Source organism: Leptolyngbya sp. KIOST-1, assembly GCF_000763385.1.
GTDB lineage: Bacteria > Cyanobacteriota > Cyanobacteriia > Phormidesmidales > Phormidesmidaceae > Nodosilinea.
Genome location: NZ_JQFA01000004.1, coordinates 860238 through 886006, shown reverse-complemented (window position 1 = coordinate 886006; position 25769 = coordinate 860238). Strand labels below are relative to the sequence as shown.

23 protein-coding genes and 1 pseudogene are annotated in these 25769 nt (G+C 58.3%); 11 read left to right on the top strand and 13 right to left on the bottom strand.

The features are described 5' to 3' along the window. Nucleotides 1–175 precede the first annotated feature (175 nt). From NF78_RS20940 to NF78_RS20925, 4 genes are all read left to right on the top strand, one after another. A complete protein-coding gene (locus tag NF78_RS20940) occupies nt 176–1120 on the top strand; it encodes a sodium-dependent bicarbonate transport family permease (RefSeq protein ID WP_035993529.1) in 945 nt (314 codons plus the stop codon). Between the two features lie 28 nt (nt 1121–1148). Further along, a complete protein-coding gene (locus NF78_RS20935; protein WP_035991420.1) occupies nt 1149–1460 on the top strand; it encodes a P-II family nitrogen regulator in 312 nt (103 codons plus the stop codon). 38 nt (nt 1461–1498) lie between these two features. Continuing rightward, complete coding sequence (locus tag NF78_RS20930; RefSeq protein ID WP_035991419.1) at nt 1499–2206, top strand: carbonic anhydrase; 708 nt, start codon at nt 1499–1501, stop codon at nt 2204–2206. Nucleotides 2207–2679: 473 nt separating this feature from the next. Beyond that, the gene (locus tag NF78_RS20925) at nt 2680–3342 is read left to right on the top strand and encodes a hypothetical protein (protein ID WP_035991418.1); all 663 of its coding nucleotides are present in this window, start codon (nt 2680–2682) and stop codon (nt 3340–3342) included. A 95-nt stretch (nt 3343–3437) separates the two neighbouring features. Here the strand turns inward: NF78_RS20925 and NF78_RS20920 are convergent, their stop codons facing one another. The 8 genes from NF78_RS20920 to NF78_RS20885 all read right to left on the bottom strand — a co-directional run bounded on the left by NF78_RS20920 (nt 3438) and on the right by NF78_RS20885 (nt 12672). Continuing rightward, a complete protein-coding gene (locus tag NF78_RS20920) occupies nt 3438–4949 on the bottom strand; it encodes a GMC oxidoreductase (protein WP_035991417.1) in 1512 nt (503 codons plus the stop codon). A 135-nt stretch (nt 4950–5084) separates the two neighbouring features. Beyond that, nucleotides 5085–5690: a heme-copper oxidase subunit III gene (locus NF78_RS20915; RefSeq protein WP_035991416.1), complete on the bottom strand. Its 606-nt coding sequence runs from the start codon at nt 5688–5690 to the stop codon at nt 5085–5087. After that, a complete protein-coding gene (ctaD, locus tag NF78_RS20910; RefSeq protein ID WP_035991415.1) occupies nt 5677–7362 on the bottom strand; it encodes a cytochrome c oxidase subunit I in 1686 nt (561 codons plus the stop codon). The genes NF78_RS20915 and ctaD overlap by 14 nt, the downstream gene beginning before the upstream one ends. Next, entirely contained in the window at nt 7355–8308 is a 954-nt protein-coding gene (locus tag NF78_RS20905) for a cytochrome c oxidase subunit II (protein ID WP_052050797.1), read from the bottom strand. The genes ctaD and NF78_RS20905 overlap by 8 nt, the downstream gene beginning before the upstream one ends. 19 nt (nt 8309–8327) lie before the next feature. Beyond that, on the bottom strand, nt 8328–8915 hold the full coding sequence (locus tag NF78_RS20900) for a DUF2231 domain-containing protein (protein ID WP_035991414.1): 588 nt from the start codon (nt 8913–8915) through the stop codon (nt 8328–8330). Continuing rightward, a complete protein-coding gene (locus tag NF78_RS20895; protein ID WP_035991413.1) occupies nt 8915–9412 on the bottom strand; it encodes a DUF2231 domain-containing protein in 498 nt (165 codons plus the stop codon). Before NF78_RS20895 ends, NF78_RS20900 begins: the two co-directional genes overlap by 1 nt. Nucleotides 9413–10154: 742 nt before the next feature. After that, entirely contained in the window at nt 10155–11543 is a 1389-nt protein-coding gene (locus NF78_RS20890; protein WP_035991412.1) for a proton extrusion protein PcxA, read from the bottom strand. 136 nt (nt 11544–11679) lie between these two features. Beyond that, nucleotides 11680–12672, bottom strand: coding sequence for a beta-fructosidase (locus tag NF78_RS20885; protein WP_225885390.1), 993 nt, complete (start codon nt 12670–12672; stop codon nt 11680–11682). A gap of 245 nt (nt 12673–12917) precedes the next feature. Between NF78_RS20885 and NF78_RS20880 the strand changes: the two genes are divergently transcribed. After that, nucleotides 12918–13274: a hypothetical protein gene (locus tag NF78_RS20880; RefSeq protein ID WP_035991410.1), complete on the top strand. Its 357-nt coding sequence runs from the start codon at nt 12918–12920 to the stop codon at nt 13272–13274. A gap of 85 nt (nt 13275–13359) precedes the next feature. Here the strand turns inward: NF78_RS20880 and NF78_RS20875 are convergent, their stop codons facing one another. Both NF78_RS20875 and cbiT read right to left on the bottom strand, forming a co-directional pair. Continuing rightward, entirely contained in the window at nt 13360–14268 is a 909-nt protein-coding gene (locus NF78_RS20875; RefSeq protein ID WP_035991409.1) for an ADP-ribosylglycohydrolase family protein, read from the bottom strand. A gap of 19 nt (nt 14269–14287) precedes the next feature. Continuing rightward, on the bottom strand, nt 14288–14887 hold the full coding sequence (cbiT, locus tag NF78_RS20870; protein WP_035991408.1) for a precorrin-6Y C5,15-methyltransferase subunit CbiT: 600 nt from the start codon (nt 14885–14887) through the stop codon (nt 14288–14290). Between the two features lie 206 nt (nt 14888–15093). Here cbiT and NF78_RS20865 point away from each other — a divergent pair, with 206 nt between their 5' ends. Both NF78_RS20865 and NF78_RS20860 read left to right on the top strand, forming a co-directional pair. Continuing rightward, entirely contained in the window at nt 15094–18747 is a 3654-nt protein-coding gene (locus NF78_RS20865; protein WP_035991407.1) for a CAAX amino protease, read from the top strand. A gap of 533 nt (nt 18748–19280) precedes the next feature. Beyond that, nucleotides 19281–20096 carry an FkbM family methyltransferase gene (locus tag NF78_RS20860; protein ID WP_035991406.1) on the top strand — a complete coding sequence of 272 codons (816 nt, stop codon included), beginning with the start codon at nt 19281–19283 and terminating at the stop codon, nt 20094–20096. Between the two features lie 196 nt (nt 20097–20292). Here the strand turns inward: NF78_RS20860 and NF78_RS20855 are convergent, their stop codons facing one another. After that, a complete protein-coding gene (locus tag NF78_RS20855) occupies nt 20293–21000 on the bottom strand; it encodes a hypothetical protein (protein ID WP_035991405.1) in 708 nt (235 codons plus the stop codon). A gap of 356 nt (nt 21001–21356) precedes the next feature. Here NF78_RS20855 and NF78_RS20850 point away from each other — a divergent pair, with 356 nt between their 5' ends. From NF78_RS20850 to NF78_RS20840, 3 genes are all read left to right on the top strand, one after another. After that, nucleotides 21357–21791 carry a hypothetical protein gene (locus tag NF78_RS20850; RefSeq protein ID WP_225885389.1) on the top strand — a complete coding sequence of 145 codons (435 nt, stop codon included), beginning with the start codon at nt 21357–21359 and terminating at the stop codon, nt 21789–21791. 4 nt (nt 21792–21795) lie between these two features. Next, complete coding sequence (locus NF78_RS20845; protein WP_035991404.1) at nt 21796–23052, top strand: aldehyde dehydrogenase family protein; 1257 nt, start codon at nt 21796–21798, stop codon at nt 23050–23052. Nucleotides 23053–23213: 161 nt separating this feature from the next. Then, on the top strand, nt 23214–23543 hold the full coding sequence (locus NF78_RS20840) for a hypothetical protein (RefSeq protein WP_035991403.1): 330 nt from the start codon (nt 23214–23216) through the stop codon (nt 23541–23543). A gap of 227 nt (nt 23544–23770) precedes the next feature. Here NF78_RS20840 and NF78_RS20830 read toward each other — a convergent pair whose 3' ends face one another. Beyond that, nucleotides 23771–24907, bottom strand: a complete 1137-nt coding sequence (locus NF78_RS20830; RefSeq protein ID WP_052050796.1) for a hypothetical protein — start codon at nt 24905–24907, stop codon at nt 23771–23773. Nucleotides 24908–25070: 163 nt separating this feature from the next. On the opposite strand from NF78_RS20830, the pseudogene NF78_RS29865 reads away from it, so the two are divergent. After that, nucleotides 25071–25230, top strand: a pseudogene (locus NF78_RS29865) (IS630 transposase-related protein); the annotation flags it as partial. On the opposite strand, the gene NF78_RS32565 reads toward NF78_RS29865, so the two are convergent. Then, nucleotides 25195–25602 carry a biotin/lipoyl-binding protein gene (locus tag NF78_RS32565; protein ID WP_081972808.1) on the bottom strand — a complete coding sequence of 136 codons (408 nt, stop codon included), beginning with the start codon at nt 25600–25602 and terminating at the stop codon, nt 25195–25197. The pseudogene NF78_RS29865 and the gene NF78_RS32565 sit on opposite strands and share 36 nt — an antisense overlap. Nucleotides 25603–25769: the final 167 nt, after the last annotated feature.

Here is a 25769-nt window from a genome sequence, read left to right as displayed (position 1 = left end):
AATCTGTGGATCCGAGGTGATGAATTACAAATCCTGGTAGAGATCGGCAAAGTTTTTACCAAAATGATTGACAGAGAAGATTCAACACGATACACCAAGGAGCATAGGGCAATTATCACTTGCAAATGCAAATTTTATTTAACCTGAGTCAATATCCGCAGCAGGGGAGATGGACATGGATGCCAACTTGATCATGTCCAACATTTTGAATCCTCCGGTGCTGTTTTTCTTTTTGGGAATGACAGCTGTGCTGGTCAAGTCCGACTTAGAAATTCCGCCGCCAATTCCCAAGCTTTTTTCGCTATATCTGCTGTTGGCGATTGGGTTTAAGGGGGGAGTTGAGCTAACCAAAAGTGGCATTGACCAGCAGGTGGTTTTGACCATTTTGGCGGCCATCATTATGGCCTGTGTGGTGCCGCTTTACACCTTTTTTATTCTGCGGATTAAGCTCGACACCTACGACTCAGCTGCGATCGCAGCTACCTACGGCTCGATCAGCGCCGTCACTTTTATCACCGCCAGCGCCTTTTTGACCGAATTGGGCATGCCCTTCGATGGCTTTATGGTCGCTGCGCTGGCGCTGATGGAGTCTCCCGCCATTATTGTTGGACTGATTCTGGTCAATTTTTTTGCCAGGGATGAAAAGCGCGAGTTTGTCTGGTCTGAGGTGCTGCGCGACGCCTTTTTGAACAGCTCGGTTTTCTTGCTGGTCGGCAGTCTGCTCATCGGCGTACTGACCGGAGAACACGGCTGGGAAGTGTTGTCGCCCTTCACCCAGCAGATGTTCTATGGGGTGCTGACCTTCTTTCTGCTCGACATGGGTCTGGTAGCTGCCCGACGCATTAAAGACCTGCAAAAAACGGGGGTATTCCTGATTTCCTTTGCCATTCTGATTCCAATCCTCAATGCTGGGGTGGGACTGCTCATCGCTAAGGCAATTCATATGTCCCAGGGAAATGCTCTACTCTTTGCCGTGCTGTGTGCCAGTGCGTCCTACATTGCGGTGCCCGCGGCCATGCGGTTGACCGTGCCCGAGGCCAACCCGAGCCTGTACGTTTCTACAGCTCTGGCGGTTACCTTTCCGTTCAATATCATTGTGGGAATACCGCTTTATTTGTAAGGCATTAACCTGTTGTGGAGCTAAGCCTATGCACCCTGTCAAAAAAATTGAAATTATTGCCAACTCTTTTGAGCTGACAAAAATTTTGGACAGCCTCAAAAAATCGGGCGTTCATGGCCACGCGGTGATTCGCAACGTGGAGGGAGAAGGGCTGCGCGACGGCAGCGAGGATTTGGATATGACCATGGGCGACAACGTCTACATCATTGCGTTTTGTATGCCTGACCAAATTAAAGTCGTGGCCGAGAACGTGCGACCGCTGCTGAACAAGTTTGGGGGTACCTGCTACATCTCGGATGTAATGGAAATTCGCTCGGTTAAATGCGTGGCGTCGCTATAAAGCGTCGCTATAAAAAACAGGCTGCAAGGAGTTGGGTTATGGACTACAGCCCTAGGGGTATCGATCGCCGCCAGGTACTGGCTGTGGGAGGCCAGTTGTTGGGGTTAGCGGCACTGGCCCCTGTCATCTGGCCGACTCAATCGGCGGCGGCAGCGGCTTCAGGATCGCCGTCCCTCAGCCCGCAGGCAGCTCTAAAGCGGTTGTTAGAGGGCAACCAGCGCTTTACAGGGCACCATCTAGAGCACCCCGACCAGACGGAGGAGCGAGTGCTGGAGCTAACTCAGGCCCAGCATCCCTTCGCCACGGTGCTGAGTTGTGCCGACTCACGGGTGACCGCCGAAATCGTGTTTGACCAGGGTCTCGGCGACATTTTTGATGTGCGGGTGGCGGGCAACATTGCCACGCCAGAAGTGGTGGGCAGCATCGAGTACGCCGTGGAACTTTTGCAGACCCCACTGCTGATGGTGCTGGGTCACGAGCGCTGTGGGGCGGTGACGGCGGCGGTTGAAAATGGCCCTCTGCCAGGTCAAATCGGTACGTTTGTCGAGGCCATTTTGCCAGCGATCGCTCAAGTAAAAGGGCAGCCGGGCAATGCGGTGGACAATGCGGTGTCAGCCAATGTGCGCTACCAGATGGAGCAGCTGATGCGATCGCCGCTGATCCGCGATCGCCAGCGATCGGGCCAGCTCCAGGTGGTCGGTGCCCGCTACGACCTCGACACTGGCACGGTCACCCTAATCGCTTGACTTAGGCCACCCGCGATAAAAGGCCTGGAGTTTCTTGGCAATGCTGCCCCGCAGGGACTCAAGATATTTTCGTTAGCGCAAAATTAATCAATAGTCATAATTTAGATGTGCTATTGGACCTGAAGCTGGGAATCCTTGGAAAGAGAAATAACCCCTGTTAAAATAGCAGGCAGTCTGATGGTTTCGTTTTTGACCGTCTGGAGAAAAAAACAAGGCCAACCCACGATCTAGCTCCTCTGACCGACTAAGACCATTGATTTTCAGACGGGCTAGGGCCATAATTCTTCTGTTGGTCGGGCAATATCTCGAACTTTAAATTTCATGATGGGTGTGCATCTTGATAAGGTTTAATCTAAATTCCTGTAAAATCGCAGCTGCCTGTGGAAACATATCTACCCAAGGGAAACTCAAATATACATGAGCATTCAGTTCGACGAGAACCCCGAAGCCAAACCGTTAAACGATTCTCCTGTATGGCGGAGGGTGGAAGGATTATCCGTTCCTACTGCGGTTTTTTGCCCGGACTTGAAGGAAGAGCAAGACACATCATTAGATGCGAACACCTCGACCTCATTCCTGGCGAGGGATTTTCTCCCTTCCGAGCCGAACCCTGTTTCACCCACCAAATCTGGATCTGGTACCGACTCAATCAAAGCCCCGAACGGTTAAACCTTCTCTTCCGTGGGCAGTTTGATTTTTCCTGCCCCAAGCAGGACTCTCACGATCTCGCCAGACGAGTAACAGACTACTTGGCAAATCTCTTAATCAACAACGGTGAACATGAAAATCAGCTGTTTTTAAATGAAACGAGCTGGAAATTCTGGACTTTGGCTATTGACAAGTATATCTCCACCGAGAAAAGCTTGCTATGTTTACTCAATATGACCAAAACCCATAGCGTTCCTACCGAAGAGGTTTATCTTCAGTTTAAAGCACTCAAAGCCCAAACGAAGAACTTATCCTCTGACTTGGTCAAAGCATTGTTTGCCAATGTCTTGATGGCACGGAAAATTTCTCAAAAGGAACAGAGCCTTTTGATCGGTCTGCTATCTGAACCAGACATGGATGTAGAGCACGTTAGCATTATCAATAGACTTTTCGAAGGAATTAGGAAAGGGGCCATCAGGGTTATTTAAGCGCAATGGCCATCGCTACACACACTAGAGCGGCCCCCCAGGCTCAATGTCGTTTGAATGTTAGAGGGGAATGTTAGAGGGCCGTGAATGGGCTGTTACCCTAACCGCTCCAGTAGATGGTCTCCAACCCGCAGGGCATTGGCGATCACCGTCAGGGCATTGCCCACACTGGCGCTGGAGGGCATGAAGCTGCTGTCTACCACGTAGAGGTTGTCGAGGTCATGGGCGCGGCAGTTGGCATCCAGTACCGAGGTGGTGGGGTCGGTTCCCATACGGCAGGTGCCACACTGGTAGGCCATCACCGACAGGGGCACCTCGCCGCGCGGGTGCAGGCCCGTTCGCGAGAACAGGTTGCTGTCTTTTTCGACCGACTTGAGTACGTCGAGCCAGCGGTAAACCAGGCGATCGTGGGCCTCGGCGTTGTTGGCGGTAAACGACACATAGAGCCTACCGTTTTTGACTTCCACCCGGTTTTTGGGGTCGGGCAGTACCTCGGTCATGGCCCACCAGGCGATCGATCGTGTCGCCAGCTGCTTTAGCCCGAAGTTGGGCATAAATTTGGTCACCAGCGAGAGTACCGGCGGCGATTCAGCAAAAATCGCGTCCTGCAGCACGCCGCCCATGTTCTGGATGTGGCCCATGGGGTAGTCAACCTGGCTGTCGCCCCAGTAGTAGTCATTGATGCCCACCGATCGCGGAAATTTGCCTGAGTTAGACTGGGCCGTCACCTGCACAATTGAACTGAGCTGAATTTTCATCAGGTTGCGGCCCACCTGGTCAGAACGGTTTGCCAACCCATTGGGGTGTTTTTCGTTGGCCGATCGCAGCAGCAGCGCCGCCGAATTGATTGCCCCACAGGCCAGCACCACAATGTCGGCCAGAAACAGGTAGGGCTGGCCGTTGATATTGGCCTGCACCCCTCGAGCCGCCGTTCCCGAGGGATTAGTCAGAACGCCCGTCACCTGGGTCGCAGTCTTGAGGCTGACATTGCCAAAATCCAGCGCCGGGCCCACCCCAAACACCTCGGCGTCGCCCGTCGGGTCATCCTCTCGCAGCGACAGCGACATGGGCAGGGGGTAAGGGTGGCAGCCCTGCCGGGTGAGGCCCTCAACCACGGGCTGAATGGTGGAATCGTGGGCGATCGCCGGGTAGGCAAACTCCGCACTGCGTGGCGGTTCTGTCGGGTCTACCCCGCCCTGGCCATGCACCTGGTACATCGCCTCCGCCTGGGTGTAGTAGGGTTCAAAGTCGCTGTACTTGAGGCACCACTCGGGGGAGGTGCCGTCCTGGTGGTTCACCGTTTCAAAGTCCTGCTCCCGCATCCGCTGCAGAGCGGCCCCATAGATTTTGGTATTACCGCCGATGGCGTACTTCATCTGCGGCGTAAACGGCTCCCCGTTCTCGTCATACCACTGCTCCGGGGCGTGGTAGCGCTGCTTTTGAAAAATATCCACATCGCTGATGTTTTGTTCTTCGAGGGGCATGGCCTCGCCCCGCTCCAGCAGCAAAATCCGCTTGCCCGATGGGGCCAGCTTGCGGGCCAGGGTGCCGCCCCCCGCCCCCGTACCAACAATGATTATGTCGTAGTGCTGGTCGTCGATAATCATGGCGGGGTCCTCACTGGGTCGGCTCTAACGGGCTAGGAATTGGTGGGCAGTGCCTCAAGAGATCCCAGGGTTCCTTGGGCAAGGCGTAGGTAATCTAAGGTAGCAGGTAAGAACCCTGGGATCTGGGCACCAGTTCTACTGCCACACGTAGATCAAAATAAACAGAATGATCCAGATCACATCAACAAAGTGCCAGAACAGCGAGGTGGCCGCCACGCCAAACTCACCGCCTGCGTAGTTGTTGGGCAAAAACGATCGCCCCAGCATAATCCCCTGCAAAAGCACGCCGGTCATCACGTGCAGGCCGTGGAAGCCGGTCAACAAATAGAACGTGCCGCCAAACACCCCATCGGTAAAGCCGAAGGGCAGCCCCATCCACTCCACCGCCTGGCCGTAGAGAAAAAAGCTGCCCATGGCCATAGTCAGCAGCCAAAAGGCACGAAATCCCCACAGATTTTCTTTGTGCAAAAACCGCTCGGCAAAATAAATCACAAAGCTGCTCGACACCAGCACGATGGTATTGATCAGCGGTTCGCGCACCTCCAGGCCCTCGACCCCTGCCGGTAGCCAATCGGGAATGTTGGTTTTGTAGACGGTGTAGCCCACAAAAAAGCTCAGAAAAATCACGCTTTCTGACAGCAAAAAGACGATGAAGCCAAACATGCGGTGGTCTTCTTCTTCGTGCTCGGCGGCGTGGGCACCGTGGGTGTTGAGGGTCGGGTCTAAGTTAGCTGTGCTCACTGTTCAACTCTCCAGCGGGGTGGTTAGCAACGAGGGGTTCATGGGAGCCGTAGCCGTAGGGGCCAGACACTACTAACGGAATTTCTTCAAAGTTCTCCACCGGCGGCGGTGACGAAATTAGCCATTCCAAGCCGATCGCATTCCAGGGGTTGGCCGGAGCCCGCTTGCCCAGTATCCACGAGCTGATCATGTTGAGAATAAACGGCAGGGTCGAAACCCCCAGCAAAAAGCCGCCCAGACTGGCGATTACGTTCCAGTAGGCAAACTCGGGGTCGTAGGAGGCCACCCGCCGGGGCATGCCCATCAGCCCCAGGGGATGCATGGGAAAAAAGTTGAGGTTGACGCCGATGAACGTGAGGGCAAAGTGCAGCTTGCCCAGCCCTTCATAGTACATGTGACCTGTCATTTTGGGGAACCAGTGGTAAATAGCGGCGTAGACCCCCATCACCGTGGCACCGTAGATCACGTAGTGGAAGTGGCCCACCACAAAGTAGGTATTGTTGACGTGGATGTCGAAGGGCACTGCCCCCAGCATGATCCCGGTAATGCCCGCAAACAAAAAGCAAATCAGGCCGCCCAGGGCAAACAGCATGGGTGTATCGAGGCGCAGCTTGCCGCCCCACACCGTGGCCACCCAGGCAAACACTTTTACCCCAGTGGGCACCGAGATCAGCATGGTGGAGAACATAAACAGCATCCGCATCCAGCTGGGGGTGCCGCTGGCAAACATGTGGTGAACCCACACCACGCCACTGAGCATGGTGATGATCACCGACGACACGACGACGAACTTGTAGCCAAACAGGGGCTTGCGGGCATAGACCGGAAAAATCTCCGAAAACATGCCAAACACCGGCAGGATGATCACGTAGACCGCCGGGTGGGAATAGAACCAGAAGAAGTGCTGGTAGAGAACCGGGTCACCGCCCCGAGCCGGGTCGAAAAAGCTGGTGCCCACCGTCAAATCCAGCAGCAGCATAACCGCCCCCGCTGTCAGCGCCGGTAGCCCAAACAGCTGAATCATCTGGGCGCTGAGCACTGTCCAGCAGAAGGCAGGCATTCTAAACCAGCCCATGCCCGGTGCCCGCATGCGAAAGATGGTGGTGACGAAGTTGACCGCCCCCATGATCGACGACACCCCGGAAAGGGCTACGGCTAGCAGCCACAGCACCTGGCCGTTGATCAGGTTGCCGGTGGGGTTTTGCAGGCTGACCGGGGGATAGGCCCACCAGCCCGACTGGGAAGGTCCGCCGGGAACAAAAAAACTGACCATCAGCAGAATGCCAAATACGGGCACCAGCCAGAAGGCGGCGGCATTCAGCCGGGGAAAGGCCATATCCCTGGCCCCGATTTGCAGCGGCACCAGGTAGTTCGCCAGGCCGTTGAGCACGGGAAAGGTCCACATGAACAGCATGATGGTGCCGTGCATGGTGAACAGCGCGTTGTAGACGGTGCGATCGACCAGGTCGGCCTCGGGGGTAATCAGCTCGCCCCGCATCACCATGGCCAGCAGCCCGCCAATCAGGAAGAACACAAAGGCGGTGACGATGTACTGAATGCCGATCACCTTGTGGTCGGTGCTGAAGCTAAAAAAGCGCTGCCAGTTGTTGGGGGCACCGGGAAACGGCTGGCCGCTCTTGGCGGCGATCGCCTCTAACGACGCATTACTCATAGCTATTGTCCTCAGCGCTGGCGTAGTTGACACGGGGGGGCGGGGCGGGCTGAATTGATTTCCAGCCCAGGCGCTCGGGAGCCTTGTTAAATTCGCGGTAGGCCCGGTTGTCGGCAACGGTGAGCGGACTTGCGGCAGCATCGGCCAGCCACTGCTGGTAGGATTCCGCCGACTCTACTACCACAGTGCCCTGGTTGGCGGCAAAGTAAGTGCCGCTGTAGTCAGAGTCGCGCAGCCGATAGCTACCCTCGCGAATGGGGGTAAACCCAAAATCGATAGAACTGCCGGGGATGACATCCTGCTTGATGCGAAAGGCAGGCACATAGAACCCGTGCAGCACGTCCTCAGAGGTCAGCACCAGCCTGGCCCGCTCATTCACCGGCAGGTGCAGCTCAGTACTGGTGATCCCCTGATCGGGGTAGTAAAACTCCCAGGCCCACTGACGGGCGTGAACTTCGATCGGCGTCTTTTCGGGCACCGCAGGCAGCGTTGCGGCCTCCGCCGGAGGTATCAGGCTCAGGCTGGGCACATGGTTCATGTGCTCCATCGGACCGAGGATGGCCATTTTGTCGTAGATCTGGTAGCTGTAGGTGGCAATCCAGATCACCAGCCCCAGGGGAATGGTCGTCCAGAGAATTTCCACCAACAGGTTGCCCTCAATGGGGGGGCCATCGCTGGTGTCGTACTTATCGGCCCGCTGAAACAGCACCGAAACCACCAGCGCGGTGGTAACCCCCAGGAAGATAAAACAGCCAATGGTGGTCAAAAACCCGAATAGATCGTCTACCAGCAGAGCCTCAGCCGATGCCTGGGGCGGCATCCAGAGGTAAGCCTGGCGACCGACCCAGAAGCTGATAGCGGCGTCGGCGATCGCCAGGGCGACCAGCAGGGCAACCGTGCGGAAGGAAAGGCTGCGGGGTTCTGTCGGTGTGGTCGGTGTGGTCATATCGCTGTCGGTTATTCCTCTAAAGCTGGTTGGGGCTGCTGCCAGATCGCAGCAGCTGATCGGCGGTGACATGGACGCCAAACTCCCCACCGAGGTGGGCCCCCAGGGTGCCCTGGGCAAACATCAGCGCAAAGACGGCCAGTCCCACCAGCAGATAGCTCCACTGCACCTGGCGGGCGCGGTCCTGTCGCCACAGGTAGCGTTGAAATCCTCGCCAAACGGTCATCAGCACGATCAGAGCTAAGATCAGTACACCGCCCAGGCCATGCCAGATCATGGTGTCTTTAAAGCCCAGGCCCCAGTCGCTGACGCCTTCGACGGTCATGTCGGCCATCAAGATTTCGTAGAAGCCCGCTGCCACAGTAAAAAAGGTGATGATGGCGGCGGCCACCATGTTGTACCAGCCCACATCGAACAGGTTAGAGCGAGTGGCCGGAATGGCCAGGAACTTAAACACCCGCTTCTCCAGCGGAAACAGCGCCCCCACAATATCAAAACCGACCGCCACGATAAACAGACCCAGCGTCAAATGCACCAGGTTGGGGTGAATGGGAATGCTGTAGGGCAGGTTGTTGGCACCGACGCTAGCGACGAGAGAAGACATCATTACAGCAGCCCTCCCCGGGTAGCTTCGACCACCGGTTCGCTGTGCAGTCCGTAAACCCACACTAGCTTGTCGCCCAGATAGATCTGAAATAGCACGATCGCCGTCAGCAGTCCGTTGAGGCCCAGGTAGGCCCCAGGCAGCTTCTCGGGGGTGCGAATACGGATAATGTAGCGCCAACCGGTCAGGGCAGCAATGATGCCCGAGAGCGACCAGCCAATCAGGGTGTGCAGGTTGAGATCGCTCACCGCCGCCGGGTAGGGTTCGGCCAGGCCGGCTTCAATCTGGCCAAAAATAATCGCGATGAAGATGGATACCGTGGCAAACACCATGTTCCACCAGCTGACCTCGAACAGGCGAGTATTTTTGGTTACAAAGCCAATCAGGTCGCAGAGCACGGCGAATAGCACCATGGCAATCACGAAATGCACCACGATGGGGTGAATGGTATCGGGGTAGGGCAGGTTGTGGCTGTTGAGGGGGGGCAGGTACTCAAACACGGGGATGTCTCCTGGGGAGTTGAACCTGGGGAAGACCAGGCAGGCTGGGGGCTTGCGGGTTAGATCAGGGCGTTGCTAGAGCAATTTCCCAAAGCGATGGGAGATGGGTTTGGGGTCGCTAGGGGAGGATTGGGGCTGGCCTGAGCATAACAAGTGGCTCTTTATAGGGTAGGTATCACAGCTATCAATCGCCAGGGTCAGCAGTTGTCCACAGCCGGGGTGTGGGCAGATTCTCTCACTGGGATGGCGGAAAGCGGACCTAATTTTATGAAATGTTAATTCGTGTTGAGAGTGGAACACTCTGTCTTTAGGTAGGGTATCGGGCTGTATGCCGCCTTAGGGGCAAAGGGCCTTTGCCCAGGGTGATCGGTGGGGCGGGGCGGGGCGGCGTACATTTGGGGTTAAAAGCCAGGTCTACCCTAGGGTGCATTCGCGGCTACCCTCATCCAGCACCACTCGGTTGCTTTGAGCAGCCGCAACGCAACGCTGGGGAACTTGCTTCAAGGCGGTCGGTGGGGCGGGGCGGCGCACAATTGGGGGCAAAAGCCAGATCTGCTGCTGGGGCCATTTCGCAGGCCCCAGACCCCCGTCGACAAGGACGTTCCGCCGTCCTTGGACCTCACGGAAAGGACCAGCCGATCATCGGTTTAAACCTCTGTTCTGCAAATCAGCCTGTAGGCAGCTTCAATCAGCCGCTTCTCCCCACCCATCTACCCATCCACCCATCCACTCACTGACCCACCTACTCATTCATCGTCTTATAAGTGGCGACCGCCGATGGCGAGATCCGGTTCAGGTAGCGAAAGATCCAGTATTTAAAGATGGTGTCGAGGATAACGGGGAAAGTGGCGATAAACAGAAAGATGAAGTCGCGGTTGGCGGGTAGGCCCAGGTGGCGCGAGAGTCCTTCTAGGAGGATTTCCCAGCCGTGGGGGGAGTGGAAGCCGACGAAGGTGTCGGTGAACAGGATAATAATGAAGGCTTTGGCGCTGTCGCTGAGGCCGTAGACGATCTCGTCCATAAAGGATTTGACGTTGGCGACGTCCTGGCGACGGTAGATGAGCAGAAGGGCAAAGGCGATCGCGGCCAGAATATCGGCAAACACGTTTTTGACGGCGCTGGCGCTGCGGGCGCGGTAGTCGTCTTCAATCTCGCTGGCTTTGGTGCGTACCCGCTGCTCGATGTTGAGTTCGGACAGCGGCGGCGCTTTGCCGATTAGCACCTCGAAGCGCAGCCGCTCCTCGAACTGCTGCAGCTCGTGGAGTGCTTCTTCTTCCATTTCGATATTGAGAAAAACCTCGGGTTCGGAGCCGCCTGCCCGCACCCGGTCAACGATTGGCCCCACGATAAAGGCCTTGGTAAACTGCTGGGTCAGCAGCGGCACAATGATCAGCAGCAGCACAAACCGAATAGCGGCGGTGGTTTTGGACTTGGAGCTGCGAAACTCTTTCACCACCTCCTGTTCGGCGTTGGGGTCGAGGTCCTGCCGAATGCGATCGACGGTGCGCAGAATGGAGCGGGGCAGCACGTTGACGCGATCGGAAAGGCCCGCCGCGCGGGTGCCGTCGGGGTTCAGGGGGTTGGTGGCGGCGACGCCATTCTGGCTGGCCAGATTCGCCCCGCCGCCGCGGGCCTGGTTGGCCTTGGAGCGCAACACCTGGGCCGAGGGGGCTGGCTCCAGGCGGCCATCGGATCCATTGGCCAGGGTAATTACCCGCTCGGGGTTGGCATCCAGGCTGGCGTAGCGGGCCAGCACCTCGTCCACCAGGCGCAGCTTGCGAAAAAACATCGCCTGCTGGTCAATTACGCTGACGGCCAGTTCGTCGGCCTCGGAGGCGGGCAGCTGCACTTCCATCGTGCGCGGATCGCTGACCCGCACGACCGTACGACTGGCCCGAAACTCGGCCATCCGCACCTTGATCAGGTTCAGGTATTTCTTCAGCTCGCCCTGAAAATACTCCATGGCGCTGTCGCCGTAGCTGCCGTAGCGGGTTGAGATAGGGTTGCCGCCGAAGTACTCGCGCTCGATCGCCACAATCATCTGGGCGGCTTCGTAGGCCTGGTTGAGGGCGCGCTCGGGGGTGCGAAACAGCCACCGCTGGGCGCTGCGGAAAAAGCCGGAGTTCTGCATTAGATCGGGTGCTGGCGCTGGGATGTCCAAATCCTACTATAGTCAGCCTGGCAGGGGGGATGGAGGCGATCGGGTACAGCTCCACCAGACCTGTGCACCCTAGGCGCTGGGCCGGGACAATAGTTTGACGCTAACGCTAAACTGAAAAGTCTGAAAAATCGCGGTCCATTGCGGCAAGCCTGGTTTTGATGCCGCTGCGGCGAATGCCTCCCATCTGGATGTCAAACCCGATAATTTCGCCGTCGAGTTCGGGCACAATACGGCAGGCGTATAGGCCGTATTTCTCAGGCAGCAGCACACGAAAATTTGGGTTAGTTGAGGAGAACTCGATAGCCGCTTCGGTGTCGCCAGACCTTGGTAGGGTTAACCCCTGAAAGCCGCCCGCTCCTTCTGTGGTCGGCGCAAAATCGTATTTCGCCCAGGTGGAAAAGACGAGTTCGTAGCCGCCCTGGGGATTTTTGTACAGCTGGGGCACTTCCATTTCGGCATAGCAGCGGGGCTGCACCGCTGGGGATAGATATTCCCATTCGCGGTGGCCCTGGACTGCCGCCGAAAAGTCCGATTCGGAAACGCTGAGGAGGGCGATCGCGCCGCTGCGCCCCAGGTGGCCATCGCCAGTTTTAGCGGAAAGTAGCATGTAAATTTGGCCGTCTTGCTGCCGAAACAAAAATGGATCGCGCCAGGCGTGAAAGGTCAGATCTCCGTCGATGCTCCTGGTGTGGTAGACAGAACCAGGCCTAATTTGGGTGTCTAGAATTTGCCAGTGGGGCGACCCCACATCGTCGGTATAGGCTACCCCAATGCTCTGGGTAAAGCCGTCATCCCGATGGCGATCGCGGGAGGTAAAAAACATCAGGTAGCCGTTTTGCACCTGGATCACATCGCCACTCCAGATACAGGTGTTGGCCCAGTGGCCCAGGGCGGGTTTCAGAACATGGCAACTGTCGGCCTTGCCCCAGTCAATGTGGTCGAAATCGGCGGTGGTGGCATGGCCAACGCAGGAAGCAAAGTGATGTTGGTCTGAGGCCACTAAGTCCCGATCGGCATTTAAATAAAAAATATGAAAAAGATGATTGGCGGCGTCAAAGTAATACCAAAAGTCCCACACGTGGCGACTGGGATGCTGCATAGAAGGAGGCATTTTCACCCTTGAAATAATGGACAACAGAGCCGTGGTTTCACCAGGGCTTGGATGGGGCGATCGCGACATTTTTCCGGTGACTGTCCCAGGGATTTTGAGGTCAACCCGTCACGGCTGAAACCGCCGCGTAAACCCCTACCTAAACTACCGTAGAATCCTCTCCTGGGTTGGCTTCTGGTGGTTCTAAACGGTATTTATCATGGGGATATAGCGGTAGTAGACGCAGTGGCAGTATGAAGATTCAATCGTCGGTATTGGTACATTTAGGCTTTGGTAAGTACGTGCGATCGGACCAGGTGACCTCGCTCCAGCCGGTTGAAGAGGAGCGCGGCCCCGGACGGCGGACGTTTGTATTTTTGGAGGGGCACACCGACCCCATTGTGGCCTCCCGCACCGAGGACACTATTGTGCGCGATCTGGTGCAGGAGCCGCGCGAGGTGATTCAGTCGCGGCAGCAGCAGGAGATTTTGACCGACCTGCTGGAGGATCTGTCGAAGGTCAACTCGACGGTGCGCCGCATCAACCGCGACCAGGGCGGCCTCGACCTCGATCAGCTGGAGCGCCGAATTCAGCAGGTGCTGGCTGTTTAGCTAGATTTATTTAATGCTCAGGGCGTAACGGGCCAGAGGCCCATCCCATAAGAGGATAGCTCAAAATTCTGATGAATAGCCCAGACTAGACAGCGGCAGCCTGGAGCCGATCGGCCAGGGCTGCAATCTGATCCCCCAGGGTGAGTTGGCTCAGCCACCGCTCGGGGATGCCCGCTTCGCCGTAGTAGGCACCGGCCACCTGACCACAGATGGCGGCGGTGGTATCGGCGTCATCGCCCAGGTTGGCGGCGGCCAGAACGGCCTGCTCGTAGGTTTCTGTGGTCCAAAAACACCACAGCGCCGCCTCTAAACTGTCGACCACATACCCTGTGCCGCGAATCTCCTCGACGGGCTTACGTTGATACGCTCCGGCGGCAATGGCCCGAATGGCGGGAGATGCAAAGGTTTCCAGATCGTGTTCGAGCAGAATGGTCCGTTTGCCAGCGCCTGAGAGAGCCTGGAACAGCACATGGCCGAACAGCCGACTGGCCTCGACACATTCGGCGGTCCCGTGGGTGGTGCGAGAACTCTCGCCCGAAAACGCTATGGCGCGATCGCGGTCTGCGCTGTAAAACATGGGCACGGGGGCGAGCCGCATCAGGCAGCCATTGCCCGCCGATTGGGGATGGGTAGAGCCGCTGAAGGGCTGGCCCGACCGCTTGTATTCCTCCAGCGCTTGTCGCACCGTGTTGCCAATGTCAAAGCAGTGACCGGTACTGCTGAGGTAGCCCTGTTCGTACCACTGGCAGTAGCGATCCATCTGGTCGGCGGCATCGAAGGCCCCCTGCTCCACCAGGCTTGTGGCCAGGCAGAGGGCCATCGAGGTGTCATCGGTCCACTGGCCCGGCTGGAGGTCAAACGGGCCACCGCCCACCATATCGGTGACTGGCGAAAATGAACCCCGGGGCCGAAATTCGACCGTGGTGCCCACAGCATCCCCCGCCGCCAGCCCCAGCAGGCAGCCCCGAAAGCGTTCTGATGCAGTGATGGTCATCGTGCTGCCCTCCTGGGAATCACTCGTACTTTTCGCCGCTGAGAATGAAGATTGGGTCTACCGCCGTGAACACCTGGTAATTGCCCTTGGTCTCCAGCCGATTGACAGCGGGCTGGGCCGCCTCAATGTTCCGCACCCGCAGCTGGGCAAAGGTCTCGGACACCGCGTAGAGGGTTTCCAGGTTGCCCGCCGTCACCACCACCCGGCCCAGGGAGGGCAGGTAGTCCCAGGCGGCCAGCAGGATATCTTTCAGGTTGCGGCCCCCTTCAACAAAAATGCAGTCGGGGTGGTGGGGCAGGTCGCCCAGGCAGTCGGGGGCACTGCCCTGGATCACCTGTACGTTGGAGAGGCCGAAGCGATCGCAGTTGCGCCGCACCAGGTCGGCCACATCGCCATCGCGCTCCACCGCCACCACCTTACCCCCCGGCATCATCAGCGCCGCCTCGATCGCCAGGGTGCCGGTGCCCGCGCCAATATCCCACAGCACATCCTTGGGGCGGAGCCGCAGGTAGCCCAGCAGCAGCAACCGCACCTCCCGGCTGCTGAGGGGAATACCGGGCAGCTGCTCGAACAGGTGGTCGGGAATGCCGGGGGTGGCGTAGGGCCAGAGTTTCGCCATAGAAATGCCGGGTATAGCGCTGGCTCTATTCTAGGGGCTGTCATCAGTTAGCCTCTGACAGCTCAGGAATCAACGGTTACAGCCCCCAGCCTGGTTTTGGAGTCTCCCCGCCAGGCTCCCCTCGAGATCCTTCACTTAACCTAACAGAGGCTATTTTGGCTCTGCCCTTGGAGTAAGATCTCGGCACACCATTGAGGCCGGGGTCAATGCTCGATCGCTTTTGGGAAGTGCTGGGGTACGTCTTTGCTCTCAACGCGGAAGCTTTTCGGATTGCCACCACCCTCCCCCGAGGGCAGGGACTGGCGCTGCTGGTGGTGCTGCTGGCGGGGCTGTCCCAGGGCATTGGCCAGAGCATTATCTTGTTTATCAATCAGGTAAGGCCGGCCCGGTTTGCCCTCAGCCTGGCCATCAATGCGGTGCTGTTTGCCTTTGGCTTTTTAGCCCTGGTGCTGAGCACCTGGCTGGTTACCCTGGCTCCCTGGACGCGATCGCTGCCCTTTGGCCAGCTGGTGACGGTGCTGGGGGCGGCCTATGCGCCGCTGTTGTTTGCGTTTTTGGGGGCGCTGCCCTACCTGGGCCTCCCCATCCTCAATCTGCTGTCGGTGTGGCATCTGCTGGCCATGGTGGTGGGGGTGGCGGCGATCGCCAACCTTGGCCTTGGCAATGCCTTTGGCTACGTCGTTTTTGGCTGGGTGCTGCTGCAGGTACTGCAAAACACCGTCGGCCGCCCCCTGGCCAGTCTGGGCAAACGCATCGCCAACCGGGCGGCGGGGGTGGATTTGGTCACCAGCCGCCGCGCCCTGACCGCCTCCTACCGGGACGACCTGGCCCAAACCTCCACCCGCTGGCAGGAGGAATTCAGCCAACGCATCAATGCCCTCAGCCAGGTCCAGGTGATCGCAGCCGTTACCGGCGATCCGCCACCGCTGGCTGCTGTCCCGGCCAGTGGTGGCGCTGCGGTAGCCGTTCCCCCGGTCCCCACCAGCGAACGGCTGTGGCCCAACCTGAAGCCCTTCCTGGGACTGCTGGCCATGGTGGTGCTGACGGTGGCCACACTGACCTTACTGCGTCCCCTGCGGCTGTGGTGGTTTGGCTGGCTGAGCAGCCTACCCGCCCCCCTGGTGCTGGTGCTGAATTTAATCTGGATTGGCCTGGTGGCCCTGGTGGTGGCCGGGCTCCTGGCCCCCCTCGAAACCCTGGGCTGGTGGGCGGGCTGGTACGACGACGAAGTCAACACCACCCTCAACGCCGGGGAACTGGCTGAACCGCTCGCCGACCCCAACCAGGTCAGCCGCTACCTGGTCTACCTCGACGGCATTGGCATCTCCAGCTTCGAGTACCTGCCCGATATTGAAGAATTTCTCGATACCCTTGCCCCCACCCTCCCCGAGGATGTGGGGCTGATTCGCGGCATCATGCCCTACTCGGTGATGAATGCCCCCCTCAATGAGGATCGTCCCCTGTCATTTCTGTGGCGCTACGCCGACACCCTGCGCTTTGCTAACCCCGCCAGCCTGCTGGGGCTGCTGGTCAATATTCGCAACGTGCTGATTGTGGGGGTCTCCGCCGACAAGCGCTACGGCCCGCTCTACAACCAGGGGATTGCCCAGGTGGTTTACAACGGGCTGCTGAAAAATGGCTACCCGGTGGGCAGCGGTATTCCTGTCACCTTCATTGGCTACAGCGGCGGCGGGCAGATGTCCTGCGCCTGCGCCCCCTACCTGAAGCGCGCCCTGGGGGCACCGGTGGATGTGATTTCCCTGGGCGGGGTGATCAGCGCCAACATCAACCTCCTGGCCCTGGAGCACCTCTACCACCTGGTGGGAGAGAAAGACACGGTGGAAAAGCTGGGGCCGAAGATCTTTCCGGGGCGCTGGAAGCTGTTTCCCCTCTCCTACTGGAACCGGGCCAAGCGCCGGGGCAAAATCACCCTGGTGTCCATGGGGCCGGTGGGGCACCAGGTGCCGGGGGGCATCCTTGACCCCAAGCTGCTCCTGCCCGATGGCCGCAGTTCGCTGGCGCAAACCATTGACACCATCAATGCCATTCTGCGGGGCGAAATCCTGGAGGCCGAGCTGGAGCGGGGCGGCGAGGCCAACAACTACGACATTTTTGCCGCTCACCCCCTGGTGCGCTACCAGAACTACCCCCTCGACCGGCGACCCGACCCGGCCCTCTACCTGCCCCTGGGCGACTGGGTGGGGCGGCTGATTTTGCCCGCCAAGCAGGAGCGGTTTGGTGGCGTTTTCTACGAAATTCACCATGCCCCCGACGATCACCAGGGCCTGGTGGGCCGAGTGGTCAAGCTGCGCTGGTCAGACCATCCCCTCACCCAAAGGATGGTGCAGGCGGTCACCCACGACGTGCACTTTAGCGCCGATGCCGAGTACGCCAGCCGCTTTGACGGGGTGATCAACCCCGTGCGGCTCAACCACTGGCTGCGGGTTGACCCGCTGGAGTCCCTGGCCGGTTCGCTGCCCGAAGACGACATGATTGCCGTGGTGGAGAACCCCCAGGTGGTGCTGGACAAAGACGGCGTTACCCTCCTGATCAGCACCCAGCCCATGGAGGTGACCGGGCGCTACTACGGCCTGGTGCAGTTTGTCGAGCCGGTGGCGGTTACCGACCGGTGGCGGGTGCGCCACTTTAACCGGGTCAGCCGCGCCTTTGACGGCCCGGAGGAACAGCTCAGCCTGCCCCCGGTAGCCACCATGGAGGCCTACGGCAGCGACCCTTCGACCACGCGGGATTTAGAAAAATCGCCCTACAACGAGTCGGGCTGGTACATCTACGGGGCACAGGACGCCAGCGGTACCTTTGTGGTGCAGGCCCTCGGTCCCCGCGCCCTGTTTCGGCTGCAGCCCGATCGCGTCGTGTTTGGCGGCGCCAAAGCGGCCTACCGCTACATTCGCAAAGAGTCGTGGGCCGAGGTGGTGGCCCAAAAGGGCCGGGTCAGCTCGGTGCTCTGTACCGCGAAAGACAACGGTCGCCCGGAGGCAATTCACGACGCGATCGCCGAGTGGCAGGTGGGCGATCGCGCCCTCATCCTCCACACCTACGGCGGCATCGGCGGCACCAAAAAAGAGCCCGCCGCCTTTAGCCCCATCTTCTTTGGCCACTTTGCCTACGGCCGGGCCGAGGTGGTGCACGACCGATTAGCTGACGAAAAGCGCTTCGAGATCCGCTACTACCAGGTCTACGCCCACAACATCGACGGGCTGATCGCAGGCACAATTCACTGGTCGAGGTATCAGGGCGATCGCCAGCGGGGCTGGCTGGGCACCCGGCCCACCTGCGATATTCTGGTCAAGCTCGACGCCTTTAGCCGCTACTACTACTTCGACGACGAGCGCCGCTCTCCCCTGGGCCGCATGGAAGCCCACCTGCAGGCCATGACCGCCCGCTACCGCATCGGCGACGGCACCGGCGGCACCTTCGTCGGCCCCTCCAACAACTGCTCCCAGGACTCCAACCAGGCGCTGTTTGCCAGCTTGCAGGGCATTGCCCAAAGCCTCCACCGCCATGCCGACGCCCTGATTGACCAGCACCCCGACCAGGCCGAGCCGCTGCACCAGCTGGCCCTATTTGGCCGCGACCTCAAGGACACCCTCCAACCCCTGGGGGGCCTGCGCCCTGCCTGGGAGAAGAACGAGTTTAACCTGGGTAGCTCCATCGAAGATGAACCGATTCGCAACCTGATCATGGGCCTGGGCAGCTGGCGCACGGTGTTTCCTCGCAAGGCCAGCGATGTGGTGGTGCACAGGTTTCTCAAGTACGGCGCGTCTGCCTGGGTGCTGCGCACGAGCCAGGTGGGCGGCCACGACCCCGACATCGAACCGATCGCGCCGATGACGTTTTAGCTTGCAGCCCCGCCTGGCCCTAACCCTGTCCAGCCATCTCCGTCAGGTGGGCATGGCCCGCCCGACCATTCCCTGGATGAACCGAACCCTAGATCGTCGGTACAGAATTTGTTTTGCAGCGAGATCGGGGCACGCGAGCCACAACTGCGGCGGTAAGCCCAAGGTGCTACTGGGGCCATGTCGCTGGCCCCAGACCCCCCTCGACCAGGGGCGTCGCCCCTACTGGGGCGCAAATGCAACTATTGGCCGCCTTGGACCCGACGGAAAAGAGTGATCGATCATCGGTTTAAACCTCTGTTTGGCCAAGAAATCGGTAGGACTCTGTAGACCCTGCGGGGGGCATATTCGAGATCGCAGCCATACTGAACCGGTGCTCTAGCGCCGAGGGATAGGGAGCAGTGGCTCAGCTCAGGCACCTATCTAGCTGTCTATATGTATTATTTATTTGCGTAGCGGATGAACCGGTCAACCGGCAACCTCCGCACGGCCTAAATGCCTTACGCTTAGATTAAATTTTCTCTAGGGCCAGATTAATGCGCGTAGAAGCTTGTTGCCAGGCCCTGCTTGAGCACCTCCTGCCCGACATCGATCCCCAGCGCCAGGGGCTGTGTTTTGATGTGGGGGTAGGGACCTTTGCCTTTTACTGCGAGTTGTTTGCCCGCCTCGGGTTTGCCGCCGTTGCCGTCGAGCCATCTCCGACTGACAAGCTGCGGGCCATTTGTCAGCAGTACCCTATTCAGCTCGTCGAGCAGTGCCTGTCCGATCGCGTCGGCACCCAGACCCTGCACCTGGGTCAGTTTGCCAACCTGGCCAACAGCAACTTTAGCTCCCTGGCTGCTGACTGGTTTGGGGCCTCCAGCAACACGCGGGAGGTGCCCACCCTTGACCTGGCTACCCTGCTAGCGCAGGTGGGCGCAACCCGCATTACCGTCTTTAAGATCGATATTGAAGGCTGGGAACCCGTGGTGATTCAGCAGTTTGCCGAACTGCCCCCAGCGCTACTGCCTGAGGTGGTGATGTTTGAGTACGGCGGCGGCGGCAGCCGTAGGCAAGGCGAAAAGGGTTGGTCGCCGCGTTTCTTTGAGGGCACCATGACCTGCCTCAAGACCCTCCAACAGCGGGGTTACGACTTCAGCATCATGATTGACTATGCGCCTGGCACCCAGGCTAAACTATTTGACCTCCAGGCCTTAGACCTGGCCCAGGAATCGCCCTTCTACCCCAATGGCGTCTACGGCAACATTCTCTGCTTCGCTCAGCAGCGGTTTACCGCAGCCTCCATTCACCGCCTCTGTGCTCCCTACGGGGGCGGGTTAGCCCAGTGGCTGGTGAGTAAGCTGGTGTCCTGAGATGGCCCAGGGCCTCAGTCATCTTCTTAGATTGGGCGTCACAACGCTAATACCTTGGGGCGGCGTTGCAGAATTGAGGCATGAATTTGGGTAGGGGCAAACGGTCGTTTGCCCCTACGAGAGGCATTGAATTTTTGATTTATACCTGTGTTCAGGAACGCCCCTTGGGGGTTCTGACCACAATTGATGACCCACCCTAGGCCCTGAATGCGTCAGATACCGGGTCATCGTAGTAGTAGTGCCCCACGGCGACGGGTTCCTCGGCCTCTGCCCCACTGTTCGGCAGCTCACTGCCCAGAAGATCACTGTCCAGAAGCTCACTGTCCAGGGGCTCACCCCCCACGGGAGCGGCGGCGGCCACCAGGAAGGCTGCTGGGTCAGAGCGGTAGGCCGCCAGCAGGGCTTTTTCCTCGTCCGAGAGGTCGGGGGAGCTGTCCTCTTCAATTTCTTGAAGTGTGGTTTCGACCAGCTCCATCTGCTCTTCGGCAATGCTGAGTTCGTGGTGGGTATCCCCGCTGAGCAACTGCTCCAGGGGCTGAAGCTCAGCAACATGGCTGGAGAGGTTCTGCAGCTGCTCTTCGTAGGTCTTGGTGAGCTGCTGCAGCTCCTGGCGGTGTTTGGCCTCCTGCTGGTCGAGGGCGGCCTGAAGCCGCGCCTCCTGCTGGTCGCGATCGGACTGGAGCTGGAAATTTTCGGCCTCGACGGCTTTTAGCTTGGCCTGGTGCTCCTGGAGCGCCTTGAGCAGGGGAACGACCTGCCCTTTCAGCGTCATGTGGTCCACATCGAGCTGGTGAAATCGCTCGGACAAACTGACGTAGGCACGGCACAGGCGGGTGTAGCGTTCCACCATCTGATTGACGTGCTGAAAATTTCTCATGGCCGTCTCCAGGCGCTCGGTAGCCATAACAACATCCTGTCCGTAGGGGTGAGGGGATCGGGGCCAGGGGTTTATGTCAGGAACCCGATAGTGGAGACCCCTGCCCTGGGCAAGAACAGGAGTCGCATAGTTAAGTAGCTTTTAACTAGCACGGTTGTCCCCAAAATTTCAAGCCGCTGTCGCTACATCTAAACCTAAACTTACCGTTTTGAGCCGGTTGGCCAATCTACCTATCTCAGCTAGTTGTTTTTCAGAGGAGGTTTTGGTTAATGTGTCAGAATGATGGGGCTACATGATGGGACTAGAACCCCATCCAGGTTCAGCGGTGGAGTTTTCCCACGGGCACATCTCCAGAGCCCCAGCTGGACTTGGGATAGCAGCCCATGTTGTTCCCCACTGGCAGTGCTGTGCGTACCTACAAAAGCCAGAAGATCGACCAAAATGCCGACTATCCCTGCCCCTGTCGCCGCAATGGCTGTATTAAGCCGATTACGCTGACTGAGGCCTTTGGCTGCGATCGCTGCCAACAGATTTTTGTCGTCCAGGACGACGGCTACGTGATTGAGCAGCTCTCCACCCACTACCCTTACAAGCGCATCTGGCGCTGGACGGGCCAGCAGTGGCGGCTCGATCGCTCGTCCCTCAGCGTTAGCTATCTCCCCCTGGTGGTGTTGGCGGCCTTTGGGGTGATGGTCTTCTTTTTGCTGCTGGCCACCCTGCAAACCCCCGATGGCGCCCAATCCATTGCCCGACTGCTGACCACCCTGGCGGTATCGCTAGCGGTAGTGGGCATGTTCTGGCTGGCCTCTCGGCGGTAAGACGATGGTGAATCTAGCCACCCAGGCAGACTTCAGCGCTGCGGTTGAGCAGGTGCGCCAGGCCAGCCGGGTGCTGGTCAGCGCCGGAGCCGAGGCTCAGAGCCACCTGCTCGAAACTGTTGCCACCACCCTTGAAGCCTGCCTGGACGACATCCTGGAGGCCAATACCCTCGATCTGGAGGCCAGTCTGGACATGGCTGTGCCCGAGCGGGTGCTCGACTGGCTCAAACTCACCCCCGAGCGCCTGCAGACCACCGCCAAAATGTTGCGCCGTCTGGCCTATCTGGGGGATCCGCGCGGGCTCTTGCACCCCGCCCCCAGTCGGCTGAGCAAAGCCACCGTGGGCTATGGCCAGGTCGTTCCCCTGGGGGTCGTGGGCCTGGTTTACGAAGCCTTTCCTGACCTGGCGGCGATCGCGGCGGGGTTGAGCCTGCGCACGGGCAACGGCCTGATTTTGAAGGGCAGCAACGAGGCCAGTCAGAGCAACCAGGTCATTTTGCAGGCGATCCACCAGGCTCTCGACCAGGTGGGCCTGCCCCAGGAGTGCGTCTTTTCCCTGACCGAGGAGCAGGGGGATGTCGCCCGCTCCTGGTTGCTGCAGGACCCCGGTATCGATCTGATCATTCCCTATGGGCGGCCTGGTCTGGTGCAGCAGGTGGTGCGTCAGGCCGGGGTGCCCGTGCTACCCACCGCCATGGGCAACTGCTACCTCTACTGGTCGGCCTCCGGTCAGCTCAGCACCGTAACCCACATGGTGCTAGACAGCCACCGGGGCGACCCCGACGCTGTCAACGCCATCGAAAAAGTGCTGGTTCACCGGAGCTGCAGCGCCTCTACCCTGGCCCAGTTCTGCCACACCCTGTGGGATCAGGACTTTGAGGTGCTGGCCGACGAGGCCCTGCTGGGGGAACTCCCCGATGTCAAGCCCGCCGCTGCCGCCGACTGGAATCGTCCTTTTTTGGGCAAAACGGTTGCCCTGCGAGCGGTAGAGGACGTGCAGGCCGCCGCGGCCCTGATCAACCGCCACAGCAGTGGCCACGCCAACGCCATTGCCACCGAATCCTACGCTGAGGGCAGCCGCTTCGCCCAGCTGGCCACCAGCGCCGTGGCCTACATCAACACCTCCCCCCGCTTTGTCCGCAATCCGGCCCAGTCCGCCGCGATCGCGCTCGGCATGACCGCCCAGCGAGGCCGCTGCCATGGCTTTGTCGGGCTCAGCGCCCTACTCACCACCCAACACATTTTTCAGGGTTTGGAATAGATCAGCGCTAGCTCTGCTACACACCTTTATTCCCCCGGAGACAACATTTCCTGTCCTGGCTGCTGGGGTCTTAAGCCTTCCGTTAGCGGTGCCCCTTGTGGTGAACAGGGTTACCTGGGTGACCAGATACCATAGAAGCAGCAGACCTGGAGGGAGAAGCCATGCGGTTAGTCTGGGTACGGCTATTTCATACCCTCGTTTTTGTGGTGATGTTCGGGGCCATTCTCTTCCTGCTGTACTGCGGCCTCGCGAATCAACTCACCCTCTGGACGGCGATCGCCTTCGCACTCATCACCATTGAGGTCGTGATCTATGCTGGCAACGGCTTTCGCTGTCCCCTGCGAACCTGGGCCGAAACTCTGACCCCGCCAGGGCAAACCATCCAGGATATTTATCTGCCGCCCTGGCTCTCGGCCCGGGTCGTGGCCATCTCTACCCCGTTGCTGGGGGTGGCCTGTCTGCTGCTGCTGGTACGGTTGCTATTGAGTTAAGGGCACGGTTGTAGGAGTAGACCGCTACAGCGGGGATGGCTGGGCGCTTCGAGGACAGCAATGCTTGGTACATAGCGGTGGCCATTGCGCTTAGGACATTGGCCTCATCCAAAGGCAAAAACTGGGGCGGCGCAATGGCGTATAGCCATCGATTCAGGGGCTTGGGTCATGTCCTAATGGTCCTGGCGATGGCTATACCGGGTGTAGGCCGCAATTGATAACACGCCCTAGAACCTTAGCCTTAGCGCGTTGATCTCATCGGCAATGTACTTGCCCACCACTTTTTCACAGCACTTTGTTTCCCACCAATCCAGGGTCTGCTGATGGAGGGTCTCTAGCAGGGTGGGATTGTTAAGCAGTTTGTCTAGCACTGGGCCCAAGTTTTGCCAGTTGCCAATTTGAATAATGGGAGCCCCATCGTAAAACCACCGAGACGGCAGAGATTCTACGATAATGACGCAGCCATAGCGCATAGCCTCAAAGAGCCTATAGGTTTCCAAAGTAGTGCCTCTGGGAGCAAGGCAAATTTTGGCGTTCATTAAATTTTGGCTATAGGTATTTTCTGCCGTGTTCTGGAAGCCAGAAAAACCGACGGCGAGGGCTAAGTGAACTTGAAACTGGGGGTTTTCAGCACCAAACTCTTTTAACTTCGCCACCATCTGCTCTCGGGCATGGGCCTTTGGCGTTTTGGACCAGTACCTCAACGACCAAACCGGGTACTCATGATGAATTATGCTGCCATCAAAGAACACATCGCAGGTGCGACTGGCCATGGGTTTGATAGGCAGATTCTCAGAATTGAAATAACCTAGCGGAATGTCGTATACAGGAACCAGTTTTCGATCATCAAAAAGCAAGGTTTTGATTTTTCTAAGTCTATGACGAATTTTTCTGACCAAGCGATGGCCAAGGTTTTTGGCCACCTGAGCAAGAATCAAAAGTTTCAAATAAGATGGCCTTAGAAGCGGTCGAAATAGATTGAGCTGCTCACGAATTTGATGAGTACCGTAGCACTTAAAAACACCTCCCACGCGATCGATGTAACTTGGCAACCGGTAGAGTTCATCTCCCAGTATCAGCACAAAAACATTGGCACCATAGGAAGGCATTTCCTCCATTTCGGTCATGGTGAGATAAAAAACAAGTCCCTGATTATTCAGAGCGTTATCGACGACTTGCAACGCCTTGCCAAAATACTCAACAAAGCAACCAGAAGGTAAATTTGGATCGTGTACATCCAAGGGAATTAGCTGCTTGTCTATATACATAAAAAATTGATTGGCGTTCTGGTGAGTCATTGGCCAGGAGTCAAAGGTAATAGCTGACTCTTGGACAAGCCATTTTTGTGAGAGGTTCTTAAGCATTGACCAGCCTATATTTTAATTATTAAAAGATCAATGAAATTGACTTACTGTTCACCAATGTCAATAGAGCAATCTAAGCAAAAATTTTTAGAGCAGGATATATAGCTATAGCCAGCCTGATTAGGACATAATTTAGAGGTAACGCCATCTCCCCCTGCATGCCATGGCCAAACCCTACAGCCTCGATTTGCGACAAAAGGTCATCAACGCCATCGAACTGGATGGGATGAAGAAGAGCGAAGCCAGTGTTGTTTTTGGGATCAGTCGCAACACCATCGACTTGTGGCTCAAGCGTAAAGCCGCCACTGGCAGCCTAGCGCCTCCTCCAGCTGGGCGCGGGCCTCGGCCAGCTGACTGGCGGCCACATCGCGCTCGGCCCGGCGCACATCGTAGGTGTCGAGGTAGGCGAGAATCTGGCCCGCCTCAACGCGATCGCCCCTTTGCACCTCCAGGCGCTCAATGCGGCCCGACTCCGACGGGGCGACGTCGATCACCCGACTGGCGGGCTCAACCCGACCCAGGGCCACCACCTTAACCTGGCGGGGGGGCGGTAGCTCGGCCTGCTCTCGGGCCGCCTGGCGGGTTTGCAAAACGTTGCGAACGGCCAGGGTAGAGCCAGTGCCCACAATCAGTAGAGCACCAATTAAAAGCCAAAAACTCGGCCTTCTCCAGGGTTGATCAGGGTTGATAGACATAGACGTAACAGGGGCAAGACACAAATGTGAGGCTAACAGCCCATAACCTCAGCCCAAACCGTAGCGAAAGGGCTGTTGTCAAAAATTTAACTGAACGGTGTAGTTTAGTCAATGGCCGGACTCTATTTCGTCCCCTATGCCCCCAGGGCGATCAGAGTAGACTTTTG

Bases quoted from the DNA above. Each gene is read 5' to 3' on its own strand.
- NF78_RS20940 (WP_035993529.1), top strand. From the start codon at position 176: ATGGATGCCAACTTGATCATGTCCAACATTTTGAATCCTCCGGTGCTG.
- NF78_RS20935 (WP_035991420.1), top strand. From the start codon at position 1,149: ATGCACCCTGTCAAAAAAATTGAAATTATTGCCAACTCTTTTGAGCTG.
- NF78_RS20930 (WP_035991419.1), top strand. From the start codon at position 1,499: ATGGACTACAGCCCTAGGGGTATCGATCGCCGCCAGGTACTGGCTGTG.
- NF78_RS20925 (WP_035991418.1), top strand. From the start codon at position 2,680: ATGGCGGAGGGTGGAAGGATTATCCGTTCCTACTGCGGTTTTTTGCCC.
- NF78_RS20920 (WP_035991417.1), bottom strand. From the start codon at position 4,949: ATGATTATCGACGACCAGCACTACGACATAATCATTGTTGGTACGGGG.
- ctaD (WP_035991415.1), bottom strand. From the start codon at position 7,362: ATGAGTAATGCGTCGTTAGAGGCGATCGCCGCCAAGAGCGGCCAGCCG.
- NF78_RS20905 (WP_052050797.1), bottom strand. From the start codon at position 8,308: ATGACCACACCGACCACACCGACAGAACCCCGCAGCCTTTCCTTCCGC.
- NF78_RS20900 (WP_035991414.1), bottom strand. From the start codon at position 8,915: ATGATGTCTTCTCTCGTCGCTAGCGTCGGTGCCAACAACCTGCCCTAC.
- NF78_RS20890 (WP_035991412.1), bottom strand. From the start codon at position 11,543: ATGCAGAACTCCGGCTTTTTCCGCAGCGCCCAGCGGTGGCTGTTTCGC.
- NF78_RS20885 (WP_225885390.1), bottom strand. From the start codon at position 12,672: ATGCAGCATCCCAGTCGCCACGTGTGGGACTTTTGGTATTACTTTGAC.
- NF78_RS20880 (WP_035991410.1), top strand. From the start codon at position 12,918: ATGAAGATTCAATCGTCGGTATTGGTACATTTAGGCTTTGGTAAGTAC.
- NF78_RS20875 (WP_035991409.1), bottom strand. From the start codon at position 14,268: ATGACCATCACTGCATCAGAACGCTTTCGGGGCTGCCTGCTGGGGCTG.
- cbiT (WP_035991408.1), bottom strand. From the start codon at position 14,887: ATGGCGAAACTCTGGCCCTACGCCACCCCCGGCATTCCCGACCACCTG.
- NF78_RS20865 (WP_035991407.1), top strand. From the start codon at position 15,094: ATGCTCGATCGCTTTTGGGAAGTGCTGGGGTACGTCTTTGCTCTCAAC.
- NF78_RS20860 (WP_035991406.1), top strand. From the start codon at position 19,281: ATGCGCGTAGAAGCTTGTTGCCAGGCCCTGCTTGAGCACCTCCTGCCC.
- NF78_RS20855 (WP_035991405.1), bottom strand. From the start codon at position 21,000: ATGGCTACCGAGCGCCTGGAGACGGCCATGAGAAATTTTCAGCACGTC.
- NF78_RS20850 (WP_225885389.1), top strand. From the start codon at position 21,357: ATGTTGTTCCCCACTGGCAGTGCTGTGCGTACCTACAAAAGCCAGAAG.
- NF78_RS20845 (WP_035991404.1), top strand. From the start codon at position 21,796: ATGGTGAATCTAGCCACCCAGGCAGACTTCAGCGCTGCGGTTGAGCAG.
- NF78_RS20840 (WP_035991403.1), top strand. From the start codon at position 23,214: ATGCGGTTAGTCTGGGTACGGCTATTTCATACCCTCGTTTTTGTGGTG.
- NF78_RS20830 (WP_052050796.1), bottom strand. From the start codon at position 24,907: ATGCTTAAGAACCTCTCACAAAAATGGCTTGTCCAAGAGTCAGCTATT.
- NF78_RS32565 (WP_081972808.1), bottom strand. From the start codon at position 25,602: ATGTCTATCAACCCTGATCAACCCTGGAGAAGGCCGAGTTTTTGGCTT.